At 69.9% G+C, this 14,839-nt stretch carries 13 protein-coding genes; 10 read left to right on the top strand and 3 right to left on the bottom strand.

The window, feature by feature from the left end; translation table 11 throughout:
- Window positions 1-60 precede the first annotated feature (60 nt).
- On the bottom strand, window positions 61-645 hold the full coding sequence (gene idi, locus ACIBP6_RS30945; RefSeq protein ID WP_397057389.1) for an isopentenyl-diphosphate Delta-isomerase: 585 nt from the start codon (window positions 643-645) through the stop codon (window positions 61-63).
- Between the two features lie 120 nt (window positions 646-765).
- Here idi and ACIBP6_RS30940 point away from each other — a divergent pair, with 120 nt between their 5' ends.
- The gene (locus tag ACIBP6_RS30940; protein WP_397057388.1) at window positions 766-2,052 is read left to right on the top strand and encodes an MFS transporter; all 1,287 of its coding nucleotides are present in this window, start codon (window positions 766-768) and stop codon (window positions 2,050-2,052) included.
- On the opposite strand, the gene ACIBP6_RS30935 is transcribed toward ACIBP6_RS30940, so the two are convergent.
- Window positions 2,032-3,429 carry a CCA tRNA nucleotidyltransferase gene (locus ACIBP6_RS30935; RefSeq protein ID WP_397057387.1) on the bottom strand — a complete coding sequence of 466 codons (1,398 nt, stop codon included), beginning with the start codon at window positions 3,427-3,429 and terminating at the stop codon, window positions 2,032-2,034. The two genes, ACIBP6_RS30940 and ACIBP6_RS30935, sit on opposite strands and share 21 nt — an antisense overlap.
- A gap of 152 nt (window positions 3,430-3,581) precedes the next feature.
- Between ACIBP6_RS30935 and ACIBP6_RS30930 the strand changes: the two genes are divergently transcribed.
- From ACIBP6_RS30930 to trxA, 8 genes are all read left to right on the top strand, one after another.
- Window positions 3,582-4,106, top strand: coding sequence for an aminoacyl-tRNA deacylase (locus ACIBP6_RS30930; protein WP_397057386.1), 525 nt, complete (start codon window positions 3,582-3,584; stop codon window positions 4,104-4,106).
- Between the two features lie 50 nt (window positions 4,107-4,156).
- Window positions 4,157-6,262 carry a DUF6049 family protein gene (locus ACIBP6_RS30925; RefSeq protein WP_397057385.1) on the top strand — a complete coding sequence of 702 codons (2,106 nt, stop codon included), beginning with the start codon at window positions 4,157-4,159 and terminating at the stop codon, window positions 6,260-6,262.
- Entirely contained in the window at window positions 6,259-7,866 is a 1,608-nt protein-coding gene (gene murJ, locus ACIBP6_RS30920; RefSeq protein ID WP_397057384.1) for a murein biosynthesis integral membrane protein MurJ, read from the top strand. The genes ACIBP6_RS30925 and murJ overlap by 4 nt, the downstream gene beginning before the upstream one ends.
- Window positions 7,867-8,032: 166 nt before the next feature.
- Window positions 8,033-9,553 (top strand): protein kinase family protein, encoded by a 1,521-nt coding sequence (locus tag ACIBP6_RS30915; protein ID WP_397057383.1) that lies wholly within the window; start codon window positions 8,033-8,035, stop codon window positions 9,551-9,553.
- 15 nt (window positions 9,554-9,568) lie between these two features.
- A complete protein-coding gene (gene sigM, locus ACIBP6_RS30910; protein ID WP_132612924.1) occupies window positions 9,569-10,204 on the top strand; it encodes an RNA polymerase sigma factor SigM in 636 nt (211 codons plus the stop codon).
- Entirely contained in the window at window positions 10,194-11,123 is a 930-nt protein-coding gene (locus ACIBP6_RS30905; protein ID WP_397057382.1) for an anti-sigma factor family protein, read from the top strand. Before sigM ends, ACIBP6_RS30905 begins: the two co-directional genes overlap by 11 nt.
- 147 nt (window positions 11,124-11,270) lie before the next feature.
- Window positions 11,271-12,203, top strand: coding sequence for a thioredoxin-disulfide reductase (gene trxB / locus ACIBP6_RS30900; protein ID WP_397057381.1), 933 nt, complete (start codon window positions 11,271-11,273; stop codon window positions 12,201-12,203).
- A 10-nt stretch (window positions 12,204-12,213) separates the two neighbouring features.
- Complete coding sequence (gene trxA / locus ACIBP6_RS30895; protein ID WP_132612930.1) at window positions 12,214-12,528, top strand: thioredoxin; 315 nt, start codon at window positions 12,214-12,216, stop codon at window positions 12,526-12,528.
- A gap of 148 nt (window positions 12,529-12,676) precedes the next feature.
- Here trxA and ACIBP6_RS30890 read toward each other — a convergent pair whose 3' ends face one another.
- Window positions 12,677-13,294, bottom strand: a complete 618-nt coding sequence (locus ACIBP6_RS30890; RefSeq protein WP_397057380.1) for a GNAT family N-acetyltransferase — start codon at window positions 13,292-13,294, stop codon at window positions 12,677-12,679.
- Between the two features lie 176 nt (window positions 13,295-13,470).
- Here ACIBP6_RS30890 and ACIBP6_RS30885 point away from each other — a divergent pair, with 176 nt between their 5' ends.
- Window positions 13,471-14,796, top strand: a complete 1,326-nt coding sequence (locus ACIBP6_RS30885; RefSeq protein WP_397057379.1) for a PLP-dependent aminotransferase family protein — start codon at window positions 13,471-13,473, stop codon at window positions 14,794-14,796.
- The last annotated feature ends 43 nt before the right edge of the window (window positions 14,797-14,839 follow it).

The raw sequence follows: 14,839 nt of genomic DNA, 5'->3' as shown, positions 1-14,839 counted from the left end.
CCGCAGGGATGCGGCGCCTTTCCTTCTACGGTGACTACGCCCGGTCACGGATTACGGCGGTTACGGGCGGGCCGCGGGCGGGAGGGCCGTCGTCGGGGCCGCGGGCCAGGCGAGCGGGTCGGCGCCCAGCTCCATCAGCAGCGGCACCTGTTCCTTGCACCACGGCGAGATCGCGAGCAGGCCGCTCCTGACGCCGTCGGCGAACTCCTTCCACGGCATCCAGCGCACCTCCCCCACCTCGTCCGGGTTGGGCCGGGCGGACGCGTCGACCATGACGCGGTAGACCGGGCAGAGCTCGTGCTCCACGATGCCGTTGGCCATGACGGCGCGGTAGGCGAAGGTGGGCAGCACGAGGTCGACGCGCTCGACCTCCAGGCCGAGCTCGTACGACAGCCGGCGCACGACCGCGTTGTCGAGCGGCTCTCCGGGCAGGGGGTGGCCGCAGCAGCTGTTGGTCCACACCCCCGGCCACGTGATCTTGTGATCCGCCCTCCTGGTGAGCAGCACGTGACCTTCGCGGTCGAAGACGTAGCTGGAGAACGCAAGATGAAGGGGGGTCTCGTGGCCGTGCACCGACGTCTTGGGCGCCGTGCCCAGCGCGTGGCCGGCACGATCGACGAGCACCACGTGTTCCTCAGTCGTCACGCTTCGAAGCGTACGTGATCATGTTGGCCGTTCGGAACCCCGTTCGGTATGCAATCTTGGCCTGCGGCCTCAGACTTCGCGGCTTCGTGAGCGATGGGTGGCGGGGGCTAGGCTGACGGCGTGTCTTTCGTCGCCGATCTACGCGTGGTCCTCCAGGGCAGAGATTTCCGGCGCTTGTTCGGCACCCGGCTGGTCTCCCAGTTCTCCGACGGGATCTTCCAGTTCGCGGTGACCGGGTTCGCCTTCTTCAGCCCCGAGAACCAGACGACCGCGCTCGAGGTGGCCGCCGGGCTGGCGGTGCTGCTGCTGCCGTACAGCGTGCTCGGCCCCTTCGTCGGCGTCTTCATCGACCGGTGGTCCCGGCGGCAGATCCTCATGATCGCGCCGTTCATCCGCGGCCTGCTGCTGTTCGTGACCGCGGCGCTGGTGGCCACCGACGCGCCCGACCCGGCGTTCTACGCCGCGGCGCTCGGCGTGCTCGGCGTCAACCGGTTCTTCCTGGCCGCGCTCGGCGCCTCGCTGCCGCACGTCGTGCCGGCCGACCGGCTGATGGCGGCCAACGCGGTGACGCCCACGTCCGGCACCGTCGTCACGTTCATCGGCGCGGGCGTCGGCTTCCTGCTGCGCGACATCTTCGGCGGCAGCGACTTCGGCGTCGCGCTGCTCATGGTGGTCTCGGGCGTGGTGTTCGGCCTGAGCGCGCTGGTCGCCCGGACGATGGGCCGCCGGCTGCTCGGCCCGTCCGACGACCCCGAGCGGCCGCAGGCCCGCGAGGCCCTGCGCAACGTCGTCGTCGGCCTGGCCGACGGCGCCAAACACCTGGTGCGCCACCGCCGCGCCGCCAGCACCCTGGGCGCGCTGGCCGCCCACCGCTTCCTGTACGGCATGTGCACGGCGCTCGGCATCATCCTCTACCGCTACTACTTCACCGACGGCGATCCCGACGCCGCGCTGCGCGGCATCGGCCTGGTGGTGGCCGCCTCCGGCTTCGGCTACTTCATGGCCGTGATCATCACCCCGTACGCGACCGAGCGGTTCACGATCGAGCGGTGGGTGCCGATCGCGCTGGCCTCTGCAGGGGTGCTGACGGCGGCGCTGGTGCTGCCGTTCCAGGAGTGGGGGCTGCCGGTGGCCGGGTTCGTGCTGGGCGTGGCCGGGCAGAGCGTCAAGATCTGCGCCGACACGGCCGTCCAGCGCGACGTGGAGGACATCTACCTCGGCCGGGCGTTCTCGATCTACGACATGCTCTTCAACGGCATGTACGTGCTCGCCGCGGCCGTGGCGGCGGCGATCCTGCCGGCCGACGGCAAGTCGTACCTCGCCGTCGTGATCATCTCGGTGGGCTACCCGGTGGCGGCGCTCGCCTACCGGGCGGTCACCTCGTCGTCACGCGCCCAGGTCGTTTGACCTCGCCCACTCCAGCAGCGCCTCGGTGGCGGCCTCCTTGCCGATCATGCCCTTGTCGAGCCTGAGGTCGAGCAGGAACTTGTAGGCCCGCCCCACGACCGGCCCCGGGCCGACGCCCAGCACGCGCTGGATCTCGTTGCCGTCGAGCTCGGGCCGGATCTTGGCCAGCTCCTCCTCCTCGGCCAGCCGGGCGATGCGCTCCTCGAGCTGGTCGTAGGTGCGCGACAGCGCCGCCGCCTTGCGCTTGTTGCGGGTGGTGCAGTCGGCCCTGGTCAGCTTGTGGAGCCGGTCGAGCAGGTGGCCGGCGTCGCGGACGTAGCGGCGCACGGCGGCGTCGGTCCACTCGCCCGTGCCGTAGCCGTGGAAGCGCAGGTGGAGCTCGACCAGCCGGGCGACGTCGGCCACGACGTCCTTCGGGAACTTCAGCTCGGTCATGCGCTTCTTCGTCATCTGGGCGCCGACCACCTCGTGGTGGTGGAACGACACCCGCCCGCCGGGCTCGTGGCGGCGGGTCTTGGGCTTGCCGATGTCGTGCATGAGCGCCGCCCAGCGCAGGATGCGGTCGGGACCGTCCTCCTCCTGCGCGACGGCCTGGTCGAGCACCGTCAGGCTGTGCTCGTAGACGTCCTTGTGGCGGTGGTGCTCGTCGATCTCCAGGCGCAGCTTGGGCAGCTCGGGCAGCACGCGCGCGGCCAGCCCGGTCTGCACCAGCAGCCGCAGGCCCTCGCGCGGGTCCGCGCCGCAGACGAGCTTGTCCAGCTCGTCGCGGATGCGCTCGGCCGAGACGATCTCGATGCGCTCGGCCATCGCCGTCATGGCCTCGAGGGCCGCGGGGTCGACGGTGAAACCGAGCTGGGAGGCGAACCTGGCCGCCCTGAGCATGCGCAGCGGGTCGTCGCCGAACGAGCGCTCGGCCGGACCCGGCGTGCGCAGCACCTTGGCCCGCAGGTCGCGCAGCCCGCCGTAGGGGTCGGCGAACTCGTGGGACGGCAGCCGCACGGCCATCGCGTTGACCGCGAAGTCGCGCCGCTCCAGATCGGCCTCCAGCGTCTCGCCGTACATCACGTCGGGCTTGCGCGACTTGGGGTCGTACGACTCGCTGCGGTACGTCGTGACCTCGATCTGCCAGCCGCCCTTGCGCAGGCCGACGGTGCCGAAGTCGATGCCGATCGTCCAGACGGAGTCGGCCCAGTCCTTGACGATCTCGAGCACCCGCTCGGGGCGGGCGTCGGTGGTCAGGTCGAGGTCGTTGCCGATGCGGCCGAGCAGGAGGTCGCGCACCGGCCCGCCGACGAGGGCCAGCTCATGGCCCTGCGCGGCGAAGAGGCGGCCGAGCTCGTCGGCCACCGGGGCGATCTTGCGGAACAGGTCGGTCATGGCCCGCTGCTGGCTTTCGGTCAAAGTTGAGTCGGACAAACGAGTCGGGTCCTTCGGCTGATTCCGGAACATATCCCCCGAGCCACACCAGGTCCGGGTTACCTTCGGTCCAAGGACCGTCGGGGGCCATCGAATGAGGCAAGGAGGACTATATGAAGGACGCCCTCGCGATCCACCGCTGGCTCCTCGCACACCAGGTCCATCATGAGATCGTACGCCTTCCGCGGCCCATGACATGCGCGGAAGAACTGCCCGAGACGGTCTCCGCGGCGCATGACAGGTGCCTGATGGTGACGGTGTTCGACGTGGTGACCAGGGCAGGCCGCGAGGTCGTCGCCGGGGTGACCTCCCCTGTCTCGCTGCCCCCGCGACCCGGAGCGCTCGGCGGTCTGCTCGGCGCGCGGCAGGTCCGGCCGGCTCCCTCCCACGTGGTCAACGCCGCCACCGACTACGCCGACGGGCTCGTCTGCCCGCTGCTGCTGCCGGAGTCGCTGCCCGTCTTCATCGACGACCGCCTCCCCACCGACGCCGACACGATCTTCATGCCCACCGGAGAGCGGCACACCGCGCTCGCCCTTCGCGGCCTCGACCTGCTGACTCACCTGCCGGGCAAGATAGTCGATCTACGCGGCTCGCGCCCCAGAGGATCACGTGGGGCGGTCGCGAGACGGCACTGAGCCCGTACCATTGCGGGCGTGCGTCGTCGTAGTCCAGCCCGGGCGTCAGCGTGATCCGTAAGGCCGCGCTGACCGCCGTGCTGTCCGCCGCGTTGCTCGCCCCCCAGGTGGCGGCCGCGCCGAGCACGGCGGCCGCGCGGGCGCCGGAAGTGCTCGCCGCGCAGGTCAGGCAGACCTTGACGGTGTCGATCGCGTCGATCACGCCGGAGGTGCCGAAGAACCTCACCGACGAGATCACCTTCACCGGCACCGTACGCAACGACACCGGCACGTCGCTGGCCAACGTCTCCGTGCGCCTGCGCTACCAGTCGCAGCCCTTCACCGACCGGGCCTCCCTGGCCGCCTATCAGACCGACCAGAACACCCCGGTCCCGGCCAACGTCTCCCGGACCTCCAGGATGTACATCCCGACGCTGGCCGCGGGGGCCGAGGCGCGCTGGCAGTTCACCGCGACGCCCGTGCAGCTCGGCTACCGGTCGTTCGGGGCCTATCCGATCGCCGTGGACGTGGCCTCCAACGAGGTGCCCATGGCGACGCAGCGCACCTACCTGACGTACGCGCCGCCCACCACCCCGAAGCCGCCGCGCAACAAGCTCGCCGTGGTGCTGCCGGTGATCGACCGGCCCCATCGGGCGACCGACGACCCGCTGTTCGTCGACGACGAGCTCAGCCAGGAGATCGGCGACCGCGGCCGCCTGGCCGACCTGGCCCGCATCGCGCAGTCCGCGCCGAGCAGCACGACCTGGGTCGTCGACCCGGCGCTGCTCGACGACCTCGACACGATGTCCCGCGGCTACCGCGTCAAGGTCGACGACGACGAGGAGACCAGGCCGGCCAGCACGGCGGCGGCGTCGTGGCTGACCACCATGCGCACCTCCCTGGCCTCCTCCCCCGTGGTCGCGACCCCGTACGCCGACCCCGACGTGGCCGCGCTCGCCCACCAGGGGCTCGACACGCAGCCCTCCCGGGCCATCGAGCTGGGCGCGGAGAAGGCCGAGGCGCTGCTCAGCCGCAACGCCAAGACCAACGTCAACTGGCCGGCCGCCGGCCTGCTCGACCCCGACGCCCTCGACCTGCTCTCGGTCAGCGGGGTCGACAGAGTGCTGCTCAACTCCACCAACCTGCCGCCGCAGACGCCGCTCACCACCACCCCCGACGCCGCCGCGACGCTCGACTCGGTCAACGGCCCCGTCACCGCGCTGGTGCCCGACCCCGAGCTGAGCCGGCTGTTCGAGCCGCCGTCCGGCACGTCCACGCTGCTGAGCACGCAGCGCTTCATCGCGGAGACCGCGATGATCGCCGCCGAGCCCGGCCAGATCCTGCCGAGGTCGCTGGTGGCCGCCCCCTCGCGGCGCTGGGACCCCAACCCGTCACTCGTGACCGCGCTGCTGAAGACCGCGGGCCGGCTGCCGTGGCTGCAGCTGACCAGCCTGGAGTCCATCAAGCCGGGCAAGGCGTCCGTACCGCGCGCCGGGCTGACCTACACCGCCCAGCAGCGCAAGGACGAGCTGAGCCGCAAATACCTGGAGCCGGTCAAGGAGATCTGGACCCAGGCGCAGCTCACCTCCATCGTCAAGGTGAACAAGACGCAGCCCGCGTTCGACGCCGCGGTGCTGCGGCTGACCTCGTCGGGCTGGCGCGGCAGCGCGCGGGCGGGCCGGGCGCTGACCAAGCTGGTCGGCGCGGCCGTCGACGCGGCCACCGACAAGGTCCAGATCACCGGCGCGGGCCCCGACCGCCCCCGTACGCTCGCGGGCAGCGACGGCGTGGTGCCCATCAGCGTGCGGAACTCGCTGACCACCCCGGTCGACATCGTGGTCGACGTCAAGTCCAACAACCCTGAAGTGCTGCAGGTCGACTTCAAGGAGCAGCTGACGATCGGCGGCGGCCAGAGCGGCACGGTCCAGGTGCCGATGAACGCCGCCCTCAGCGGTGACGCGACGGTGACCGTGCAGCTGCGCACGGCCGACGGCCAGCCGTACGGCGAGCCGCAGCGGATGACCATCCGCACGACCGGCTACACCGGCATCGCCCTGGTGATCGTGGGCGCCGCGCTCACCGTGATGCTCGCCGCCGTGGTGACGCGGCTGCTGCGGCGCCGGTCCCAGCGCAAGCTGGCGCGTGCCGCCAAGTCCCCGGAAAGTGAGACCGTATGAGCCGCATGCTTCGGGCCAGCGCCATCATGGCGGCGGGCACCATGGTGTCCAGGGTCACGGGGTTCGTGCGGACGATGGTGCTCGCCTACGCCATCGGCACCATGGCGCTGGGCGACGCCTACAACGCGGCGTACGCGATCCCGTACAGCATCCTCGACCTGCTGCTGCTCGGCGTGCTGAGCAGCGTCGTCGTGCCGATGATCGTGCGGGCGCAGCAGCGCGACCCCGACGGCGGCCGGGCCTACGAGCAGCGGCTGCTGACCCTCGCCACGGTCGCGCTGATGATCGTGGCGGCGCTCGCCGTGCTGGCCGCGCCGCTGCTCATCGACCTCTACACCGTCTGGGACCACGACAGCAGGAAGTTCGAGGTCGCGGTCACGCTGGCCCGCTTCATCCTGCCGCAGCTGGCCTTCTTCGGCGTCGGCGCGGTGGCGGGCGCCATCCTCAACACCCGTGACCGCTACGGCGCCCCCATGTGGGCCCCGGTGCTCAACAACGTGGTCGTCATCTGCGTGTTCGTGGCGTACGCCGCGATCGGCACGGGCGGCGGCGACATCACGAAGGTGACCGACGGCGACCTTGCGCTGCTCGGCCTCGGCACCACGGCCGGCATCGTGGCCCAGGCGATGGTGCTGATCGTGGCGCTGCGCCGGGCCGGGTTCTCCTTCGTGCCCCGCTTCGACCTGCGCAACGCCCGGCTCGGCGAGATGGCCAAGATGGGCGTCTGGACCATCGGGTACGTCATCGTCACCCAGCTGGGCTTCGTGCTGACCACCAACCTGGCCAGCGACGCGGGCGACGTGGTGGCCGGTCACGGCATCACCCCGTACACCCTGGCCTTCCAGCTCTTCCAGCTCCCGTACGGCGTCATCGGCGTGTCGGTGATCACCGCCATGCTGCCGCGCATGAGCCGGGCGGTGGCCGAAGGGCGGTTCGACGACGTGCGCGGCGAGTTCGGGTCGAGCGTGCGGCTGATCTGCTCGGTGATGGTGCCGGTGTCGCTGCTGCTGATGGTGCTCGGGCCGGCGGTCACCGTGCCGATCTACGCCCGCGGCGCCACCAGCGTCGCCGACGCCGTCTACATCGGCAACGTGCTGCAGGTCTACGGGCTGGCGCTGGTGCCGTTCGCGATCTTCCAGCTGCTGCTGCGGGTCTTCTACAGCTTCGGCGACACCCGCACGCCGGTGTTCATCGGCGCCGGCACGACCGCGGTCAACGCCGCCCTCATGGTGCTGTTCTACGTGCTGCTGCCGACCGCGTACGCGGTGATGGGGCTGGCGCTGGCGTACGCGATCGCGTACGCGCTGGGGGCGGTGGTGGCCTGGATCCTGGCCAGTCGCCGGGTCCAGGGCCTGGGCGGATGGGCCGTCGGCATGGCGATGACCAGGATGTATCTCGCCGCCCTGCCCACCGCCGTGCTGGCTCTGGCGAGCGTGTGGGTGGTCACGGAGACGCTCGACGGGCTAGGGTTCCTCAACTCGGTGATCGTCCTTGCCATCGGCGGCGGCCTGGGAATGCTGCTGTATCTCGGCGTGGCCCACAGAATGCGCATTCCTGAGGTCAACTCGATCGTTGGGATGGTCGCAAGACGGGTAGGTCGGTAAAGAACGCGGGCGGAATCTCCTCGGCACTACCATGGAGCCCGACACGCGCGAATGGAAGCAGGAGGGGCGTGGGCGGATCCACCCGGCATAGCGGGCCTTCGTGGGACACGCCCACGCAGGTGAGTCGAGTCATGAGCACGCCCGATCGGCGCAGCGGAGAGAGCCAGTGAGCACGTCGGCCGTCGAACCCGGCACCCGTCTCGCCGAGCGTTTCCGGCTGGAGGATCGCGTCAGCGAGTCCGATGGTGCCACGCTGTGGAAGGCCATCGACGAGATCCTCGCCCGGCCTGTCGCCGTGCACACGTTCTCGCCGGACTTCCCGCGCGTCCATGAGGTCGTCACGGCCGCCCGCGCGGCGAGCCGGCTCACCGACCCGCGCATCACCCAGGTCTTCGACGCCGCCGAGGACGACAAGGCCGCCTACGTCGTCAGTGAGTGGGTCACCGGCGAGACGCTGGCCGACCTGCTCGCCTCGGGGCCGCTGGAGCCGGAGCGGGCCGCCGGCCTGGTCGCCGAGGCGGCGGAGGCGCTGGCGCACGCCCACGAGGCCCAGCTCTACCACCTGTGCCTGCGCCCCGCCCATCTGATGTGGACGAACGGCAACACGGTGAAGGTGCTCGGCGTGGCCGTCGACGCCGCTCTGGCCGGTCTCACCACCGATCAGCCCGCGCTCGACGACGCCGAGGGGCTCGGCCGGCTGCTGTACGCCGGGCTGACCGGTCACTGGCCGGGCGACGAAGAAGAGGGCGGCCTGCCGGCGGCTCCCATGACCGACGGCCACTTCTGCTCGCCCCGTCAGGTCACGGCCGGCGTTCCCGGTTACCTCGACACCGTCACCGTGCGCGCCTGCCTGCCCGAGTCGCGCAGGGGGCAGAGCCCCCTGTCCAGCCCGTCCGAGGTGGCCGAGGCGCTGGCCGACGTGGCCAGGCCGATGCCCATCCCGATCTCCTACCCCTCCACCCCAGCGGTGGCCTCGGCCTCGCACACCGAGGGCCTCGACATCGCGCACCGCCAGCAGACCGCCATGCAGCCGCGGCCGCCCGCGCCCCGCCCGATCAGCAACGGAGGTGGCGGCGGCACGCTCAACCGGGTGCTGATGACGGTGGTGGTGCTGCTCGTCATCGTGGCGGTAGGCGTCGGCGCGTGGACGATCGGCCGCAGCCTCGGCAGCCCGACCGATCCCGTCGAGGCCGGGGGCACCACGCCCGCCACCACCGCGCCGGTCACGGCCCAGGAGATGGAGGCGGTCAAACCCGACAAGGCCAGCGGCTTCGACCCGCTGGGCGACGGCGACGAGAAGTCCGACATCGCCAAGCTCGCCATCGACGGCAAGCCCGGCACGCTGTGGAAGACCGAGACCTACACCAGCGCCGATCTGGGCCGGCTGAAGGACGGCGTCGGCCTGCTGCTCGACATGGGCAAGTCGATGCAGATCGGCGACGTCGAAGTTACGCTGGCGGATGCGTCCGGCGCGACCGTCGAGCTGAAGGTGGGCGACTCCGCCGAGCTGGGCTCGCTGAAGACGGTGGCGACCGCCAAGGACGCGTCGGGCAAGACCACCCTGACTCCCGAGCAGGCGACAAGCGGCCAGTACGTTTTGATCTGGTTTACGCGTGTTCCGACGGATGCAGGCACTTTTCATGGCACCATCTATGAGGTAGTGGTGCACTCTCCCGGATCGGCATAATCAGGAATCCCTCTTGTGAACTCCCCACCCGAGACACCCTCATCAGCGGAGCGGCCGTCGGTCACCGACGCCGAGCTGCTGACCGCGCACATCAACGGGGATCCACACGCCTTCAGCGAAATCGTCAAACGCCACCGCGACCGCATGTGGGCGGTCGCCCTGCGGACGCTGGGTGACCCTGACGAGGCCGCCGACGCCGTGCAGGACGCCTTCGTCTCCGCCTACCGCAAGGCCGGCTCGTTCCGCGGTGAGGCCGCCGTCACGACGTGGCTGCACCGCATCGTGGTGAACGCCTGCCTCGACCGGATGCGGCGCAAGTCCGTCCGCCCGGTCGCCGACGACGAGCTCATCGAGGCCGCCGAGCGCGAGACCCCGATGCCCGACCAGACCCTGGAGCGCGAGGTCTCCATGGAGGTTTCGGCCGCGCTGAAACTCCTGCCCGGCGACCAGCGGGCGGCCCTGGTGCTGGTCGACATGATGGGCTATTCGGTCGAAGACGCAGCTCAGGTGCTCCAAGTGCCCAGCGGCACGGTGAAGAGCAGATGCGCCCGAGGACGCGCGAAACTTGCCCCAATTCTTTCGCATCTGCGGAACCGATCCGAAGCCAATCGCGTCTCATCCGCGAAGGGAGCAGAACTTCGTGACGGGTGATACGCACTACGATCTGGAGATCCTTGCTGAATTGGCCGAGGGTCTCTTGGACGCCGACACGGCACAGCGGGTCCGCGAGCATCTCGCGGTCTGCGACCCCTGCGGGGAGCTGCTGGCCGACCTTGCGGCGGTTCGCGAGGTGCTCGCGGCGACTCCCACACCGGCCATGCCGATGGGCGTCGCACTACGCATCGACAAGGCGCTGGCGGTCGAGGCCGAGTCCCGGCGGGGCGGTGGCGTCGGTCTCGCGGAGCCGCCGGACTGGGACGAGCTCATGCGGGACGCCCCATGGGAGCGGCCCGCCGCCTCCGGCGACGTCCCGCGGCAGGCCCCCGAGCAGACCCCGGAGCAGCCGGTGCGCCTCGGCGTGGTCGCCGACGACGGCAGCATCGTGCCGGCCCGGCGCCGGGCCCCACGGCGGCGCCGCTGGGCGATGCCGGCGGTCGCTGCCGCCGCGGCGGTGGCGGTGGTGGGCACGGCGGTGACCGCGACCGGCCTGCTGGTGGCGGGCGGTGACGGTGCGAGCGTCGCACCACCGATCGCCCTGCCGTCGCAGTCGTCCGCGCAGCCCTCGGCGCAGCCGGGGCGGGACAAGACGCGCGCGCGGGCGTACGTCGTGACCAACAGCGACCACAACTACAGCGACCACGAACTGCGGATGCGGCTGAACGACCTGCTCGGCCCCGCACCCGCGCTGAACGGCGCCTCCTCCGAGAGCGACCAGGTCGCCAAGTGCGTCTCCGCGGTCTCCAAGCGCAGCAAGCTCGACGTGTTCGCGGTCGACCGGGGCCAGTACAACGGCCAGGAGGCCCTCGTCGTGGCCTCGTGGAAGAAGCGGGCCACCGAAAGGGTCCGCATCGACATCGTCGACCCGTTCAACTGCAAGAACCTGCGTAAGCCCGCCCTGGGCCGCTGGTAGGCAGGAAACACCTCGTCAGAGCCCGCTTCGGCGGGCTCTTTCGGTTGTCCGGGCGTCGTCGCCGCGTCGGGGGGTAGGGCTGGGAATCACGGCGGCCTAGGATCTGTTGAGCCGGTTGGCAACAGCAGACGAGGAAGGCGTGGGGCGTTGAGCGACGTTCGTAACGTGATCATCATTGGGTCCGGCCCGGCGGGCTACACGGCGGCCGTCTACTCCGCACGCGCCGAGCTTAAACCACTGGTCTTCGAGGGCTCCGTCACGGCCGGCGGCGCGCTGATGAACACCACCGACGTGGAGAACTTCCCGGGTTTCCCCGACGGCATCATGGGCCCCGACCTGATGGACAACCTGCGCAAGCAGGCCGAGCGGTTCGGCGCCGAGCTGGTCGCCGACGACGTGGTCGAGGTCGACCTGAACGCCGAGCCGAAGGTCGTCAAGACCCACACCGACACCTACTACGCCAAGTCGGTGATCCTGGCCATGGGCTCCGGCTACCGCGAGCTCGGCGTGCAGGGCGAGAAGCGGCTGTCCGGCCGCGGCGTGTCGTGGTGCGCGACCTGTGACGGCTTCTTCTTCCGCAACAAGGACATCGTGGTCGTCGGCGGCGGCGACACCGCGATGGAGGAGGCCATGTTCCTGACCCGGTTCGGGCGCATGGTGACCGTGGTCCACCGTCGTGACACGCTGCGGGCCAGCAAGATCATGCAGGACCGCGCGTTCGCCAACGAGAAGATCCGCTTCGTCTGGGACTCCGAGGTCGCCGACGTGCTCGGTGACACCAGGGTCGAGGCCGTGAAGCTGCGCAACCTCAAGACCGGCGAGGAGTGTGAGCTGGCGACCGACGCGCTGTTCGTCGCGATCGGCCACGACCCCCGCACGGAGCTGGTCAAGGGTCAGATCGACCTCGACGAGAACGGCTACATCAAGGTGGCCTCGCCGAGCACGGAGACCAACATCGAAGGCGTGTTCGCCGCGGGCGACGTCGTCGACCACACCTACCGCCAGGCCATCACCGCGGCCGGCACCGGCTGTGCTGCCTCGCTCGACTCTGAGCGCTGGCTGGCCAACAACGAGAAGTAAGGAGCACACCGTGAAGGCTGTCACCGACGCCACGTTCGATTCCGAGGTACTCAAGAACGACAAGCCCGTCCTGGTCGACTTCTGGGCCGAGTGGTGCGGCCCGTGCCGCCAGGTCTCCCCGATCCTGGAGGAGATCGCCAAGGAGCACGGCGACAAGCTCGAGATCGTCAAGCTCAACATCGACGAGAACCCTGAGGTTCCGCGCCAGTACGGTGTGCTCCAGATCCCCACGATGAACGTCTACAAGGGTGGCGAGGTCGTGAAGCAGATCATCGGCGCCAAGCCGAAGGCCATGCTGCTGCGCGAGCTCGAGGGCATCATCTAGCACGTCTCACGGATGGCCCCCGCGGCCGTCGGCCGGGAGCAGCACTGGAACGGCCCTGCCCCCGGCCGACCCGCTCGTGGAGCGCTTCGCCGGCCCCTCGCGACTCGATCGCGGGGGGCTTTCGCATGCCTACGGGCCTGAGGGACCGTCAGACGGGTCGGAGAGCCCGCTCCGGGGTCATGGAGCCGAGGAGGCGCTCCAAGGCCACCTCGACGTCCTCACGCCACGAGACGGCGTTCTTGAGTTCAAGCCGCAACCGCGGAAATCTCAAATGCGGCCGAACAGTTTTAAACCCCACAGAAAGCAAGTATTCCGCCGGTACTATGCAACTCGGCTCTTCCCACTTCAGATCTCCGAAAGCTTCAATCGCCTTGACTCCGCGCCTGGTCAAGTCTTTGGCCACGCCTTGGATCAGCATGCGCCCCAGCCCGCCGCCGGAGAACTCGGGAATGATGTGGGCCGTCATCAACAACACCGCGTCGGCGCTCACCGGCGACGTGGGAAACGCCAGCGAACGCGGGGTGTACAGCGGCGGGCTGTAGACGACGAACCCGGCCGGGACCCCATCGACATAGACAATCTTCCCGCAGCTCCCCCACTCCAGCAGCGTGGCGGAGATCCAGGCTTCCTTCTCCAACCCCGGATCACCCGACTCCGTCGCACGCTCGCTGTTGACGGGGTCGAGCTCCCAGAACACGCACCGCCGGCAGCGCCGCGGGAGATCTTCAAGATTGTCCAGGGTTATGTTGACCAGTCGGCGCGACAACTACCGCCCCTATCGTTGACCCGGAAAAGCGCGCGAAAACCGCGTCCACAACTGGCATCGTAGCTCAGTGAAGATGCAGCCAGCGGACACCACGACGGTCGTGCCCGGTCACGGGGGACATGCCGGACTGGCGTAATCTGGTATTTCCGCCCGATATGACACCTAGGAGGTGGGCCGTGACGGAAGAGCTGGATCACGGTCAGACACCCGCGACCCAAGGGTCGCGCATCGACGCCTACGTCGATCGGTACGCGGCGCGAGCCGCCGGGATGGTCGCCTCCGAGATTCGAGCTCTGTTCGCCGTCGCGTCGAGGCCAGAGGTGGTCTCGCTCGCCGGCGGCATGCCGTACGTCACGGCGCTTCCCCTCGACATGGTCGGCGAGCTGGTCTCCGACCTCGTCACCAGGCGTGGCCCGGTGGCGCTGCAGTACGGCTCAGGGCAGGGCGATCCGCACCTGCGCGAGCAGATCTGCGAGGTCATGAGACTGGAGGGGATCAACGCCGGGGCGAACGACGTGGTCGTCACCGTCGGGTCGCAGCAGGCACTCGACCTCATCACCCGGATCTTCATCGACCCGGGTGACGTCGTCCTCGCGGAGGGGCCCTCCTACGTGGGGGCCTTGGGGACGTTCTCTGCGTACCAGGCGAAAGTCGTTCACATCGCCATGGACGACCAGGGCATCGTGCCAGAGTCGCTGGCTCAGACCATCTACGCGCTGGAGACCGCCGGCGCGCCCATCAAGTTCCTCTACACGATCCCGAACTTCCACAACCCCGCCGGCGTCACGCTCAACATCGCGCGGCGCCAGCAGGTGCTCGACATCTGCCAGCGGGCCGGGATCCTCATCATCGAAGACAATCCGTACGGACTGCTCGGGTTCGACGGAGAGCCCATGCGGGCCCTGCGCGCGGACAATCCCGACGGCGTGGTCTATCTGGGGTCGTTCTCGAAGACCCTCGCGCCCGGGTTCCGCGTCGGGTGGGCGCTCGCGCCGCACGCCATCCGCGACAAGCTCGTCCTCGCCATGGAGTCGGCCGTGCTGTCCCACTCCTCGTTCACCCAGCTGGCCGTCGGCCAGTATCTCGCCACGCAACCGTGGCGCGAGCAGATCAAATCGTTCAGGGAGCTCTACCGGGAGCGCCGCGACGCGCTTCTCGAAGCGCTCGACGCGCTGATGCCGCCCGAGGTCACGTGGACACGTCCCGCGGGCGGCTTCTTCGTCTGGGCGACGCTGCCCGAAGGGCTCGACTCCAAGGCCATCCTGCCGCGGGCCGTGGCCGAGCGGGTGGCGTTCGTCCCGGGGACGGGGTTCTTCTCCGACGGCAGCGGGGCCCGGCACATGCGGCTGTCGTTCTGCTACCCCGAGCCCGACCGCATCCGAGAAGGCGTACGCCGGCTCGCGAGTGTGATCGAGCAGGAGATGCAGTTGCGCGACACGTTCGGCACGGCGTCGGCGATCGACCGCCAGGGCGTCGACACGCCAGGCCCCGACCTCGCCTGACGCGACCATTTCCGAGGGGGCCGGGTCTTGACGAACCGGCCCC

Source organism: Nonomuraea terrae, assembly GCF_044465245.1.
Lineage (GTDB): Bacteria > Actinomycetota > Actinomycetes > Streptosporangiales > Streptosporangiaceae > Nonomuraea > Nonomuraea terrae.
This window is presented reverse-complemented; position numbering and strand designations above follow the sequence as displayed.

Bases quoted from the DNA above. Each gene is read 5' to 3' on its own strand.
- ACIBP6_RS30935 (WP_397057387.1), bottom strand. From the start codon at position 3,429: ATGACCGACCTGTTCCGCAAGATCGCCCCGGTGGCCGACGAGCTCGGC.
- ACIBP6_RS30930 (WP_397057386.1), top strand. From the start codon at position 3,582: ATGAAGGACGCCCTCGCGATCCACCGCTGGCTCCTCGCACACCAGGTC.
- murJ (WP_397057384.1), top strand. From the start codon at position 6,259: ATGAGCCGCATGCTTCGGGCCAGCGCCATCATGGCGGCGGGCACCATG.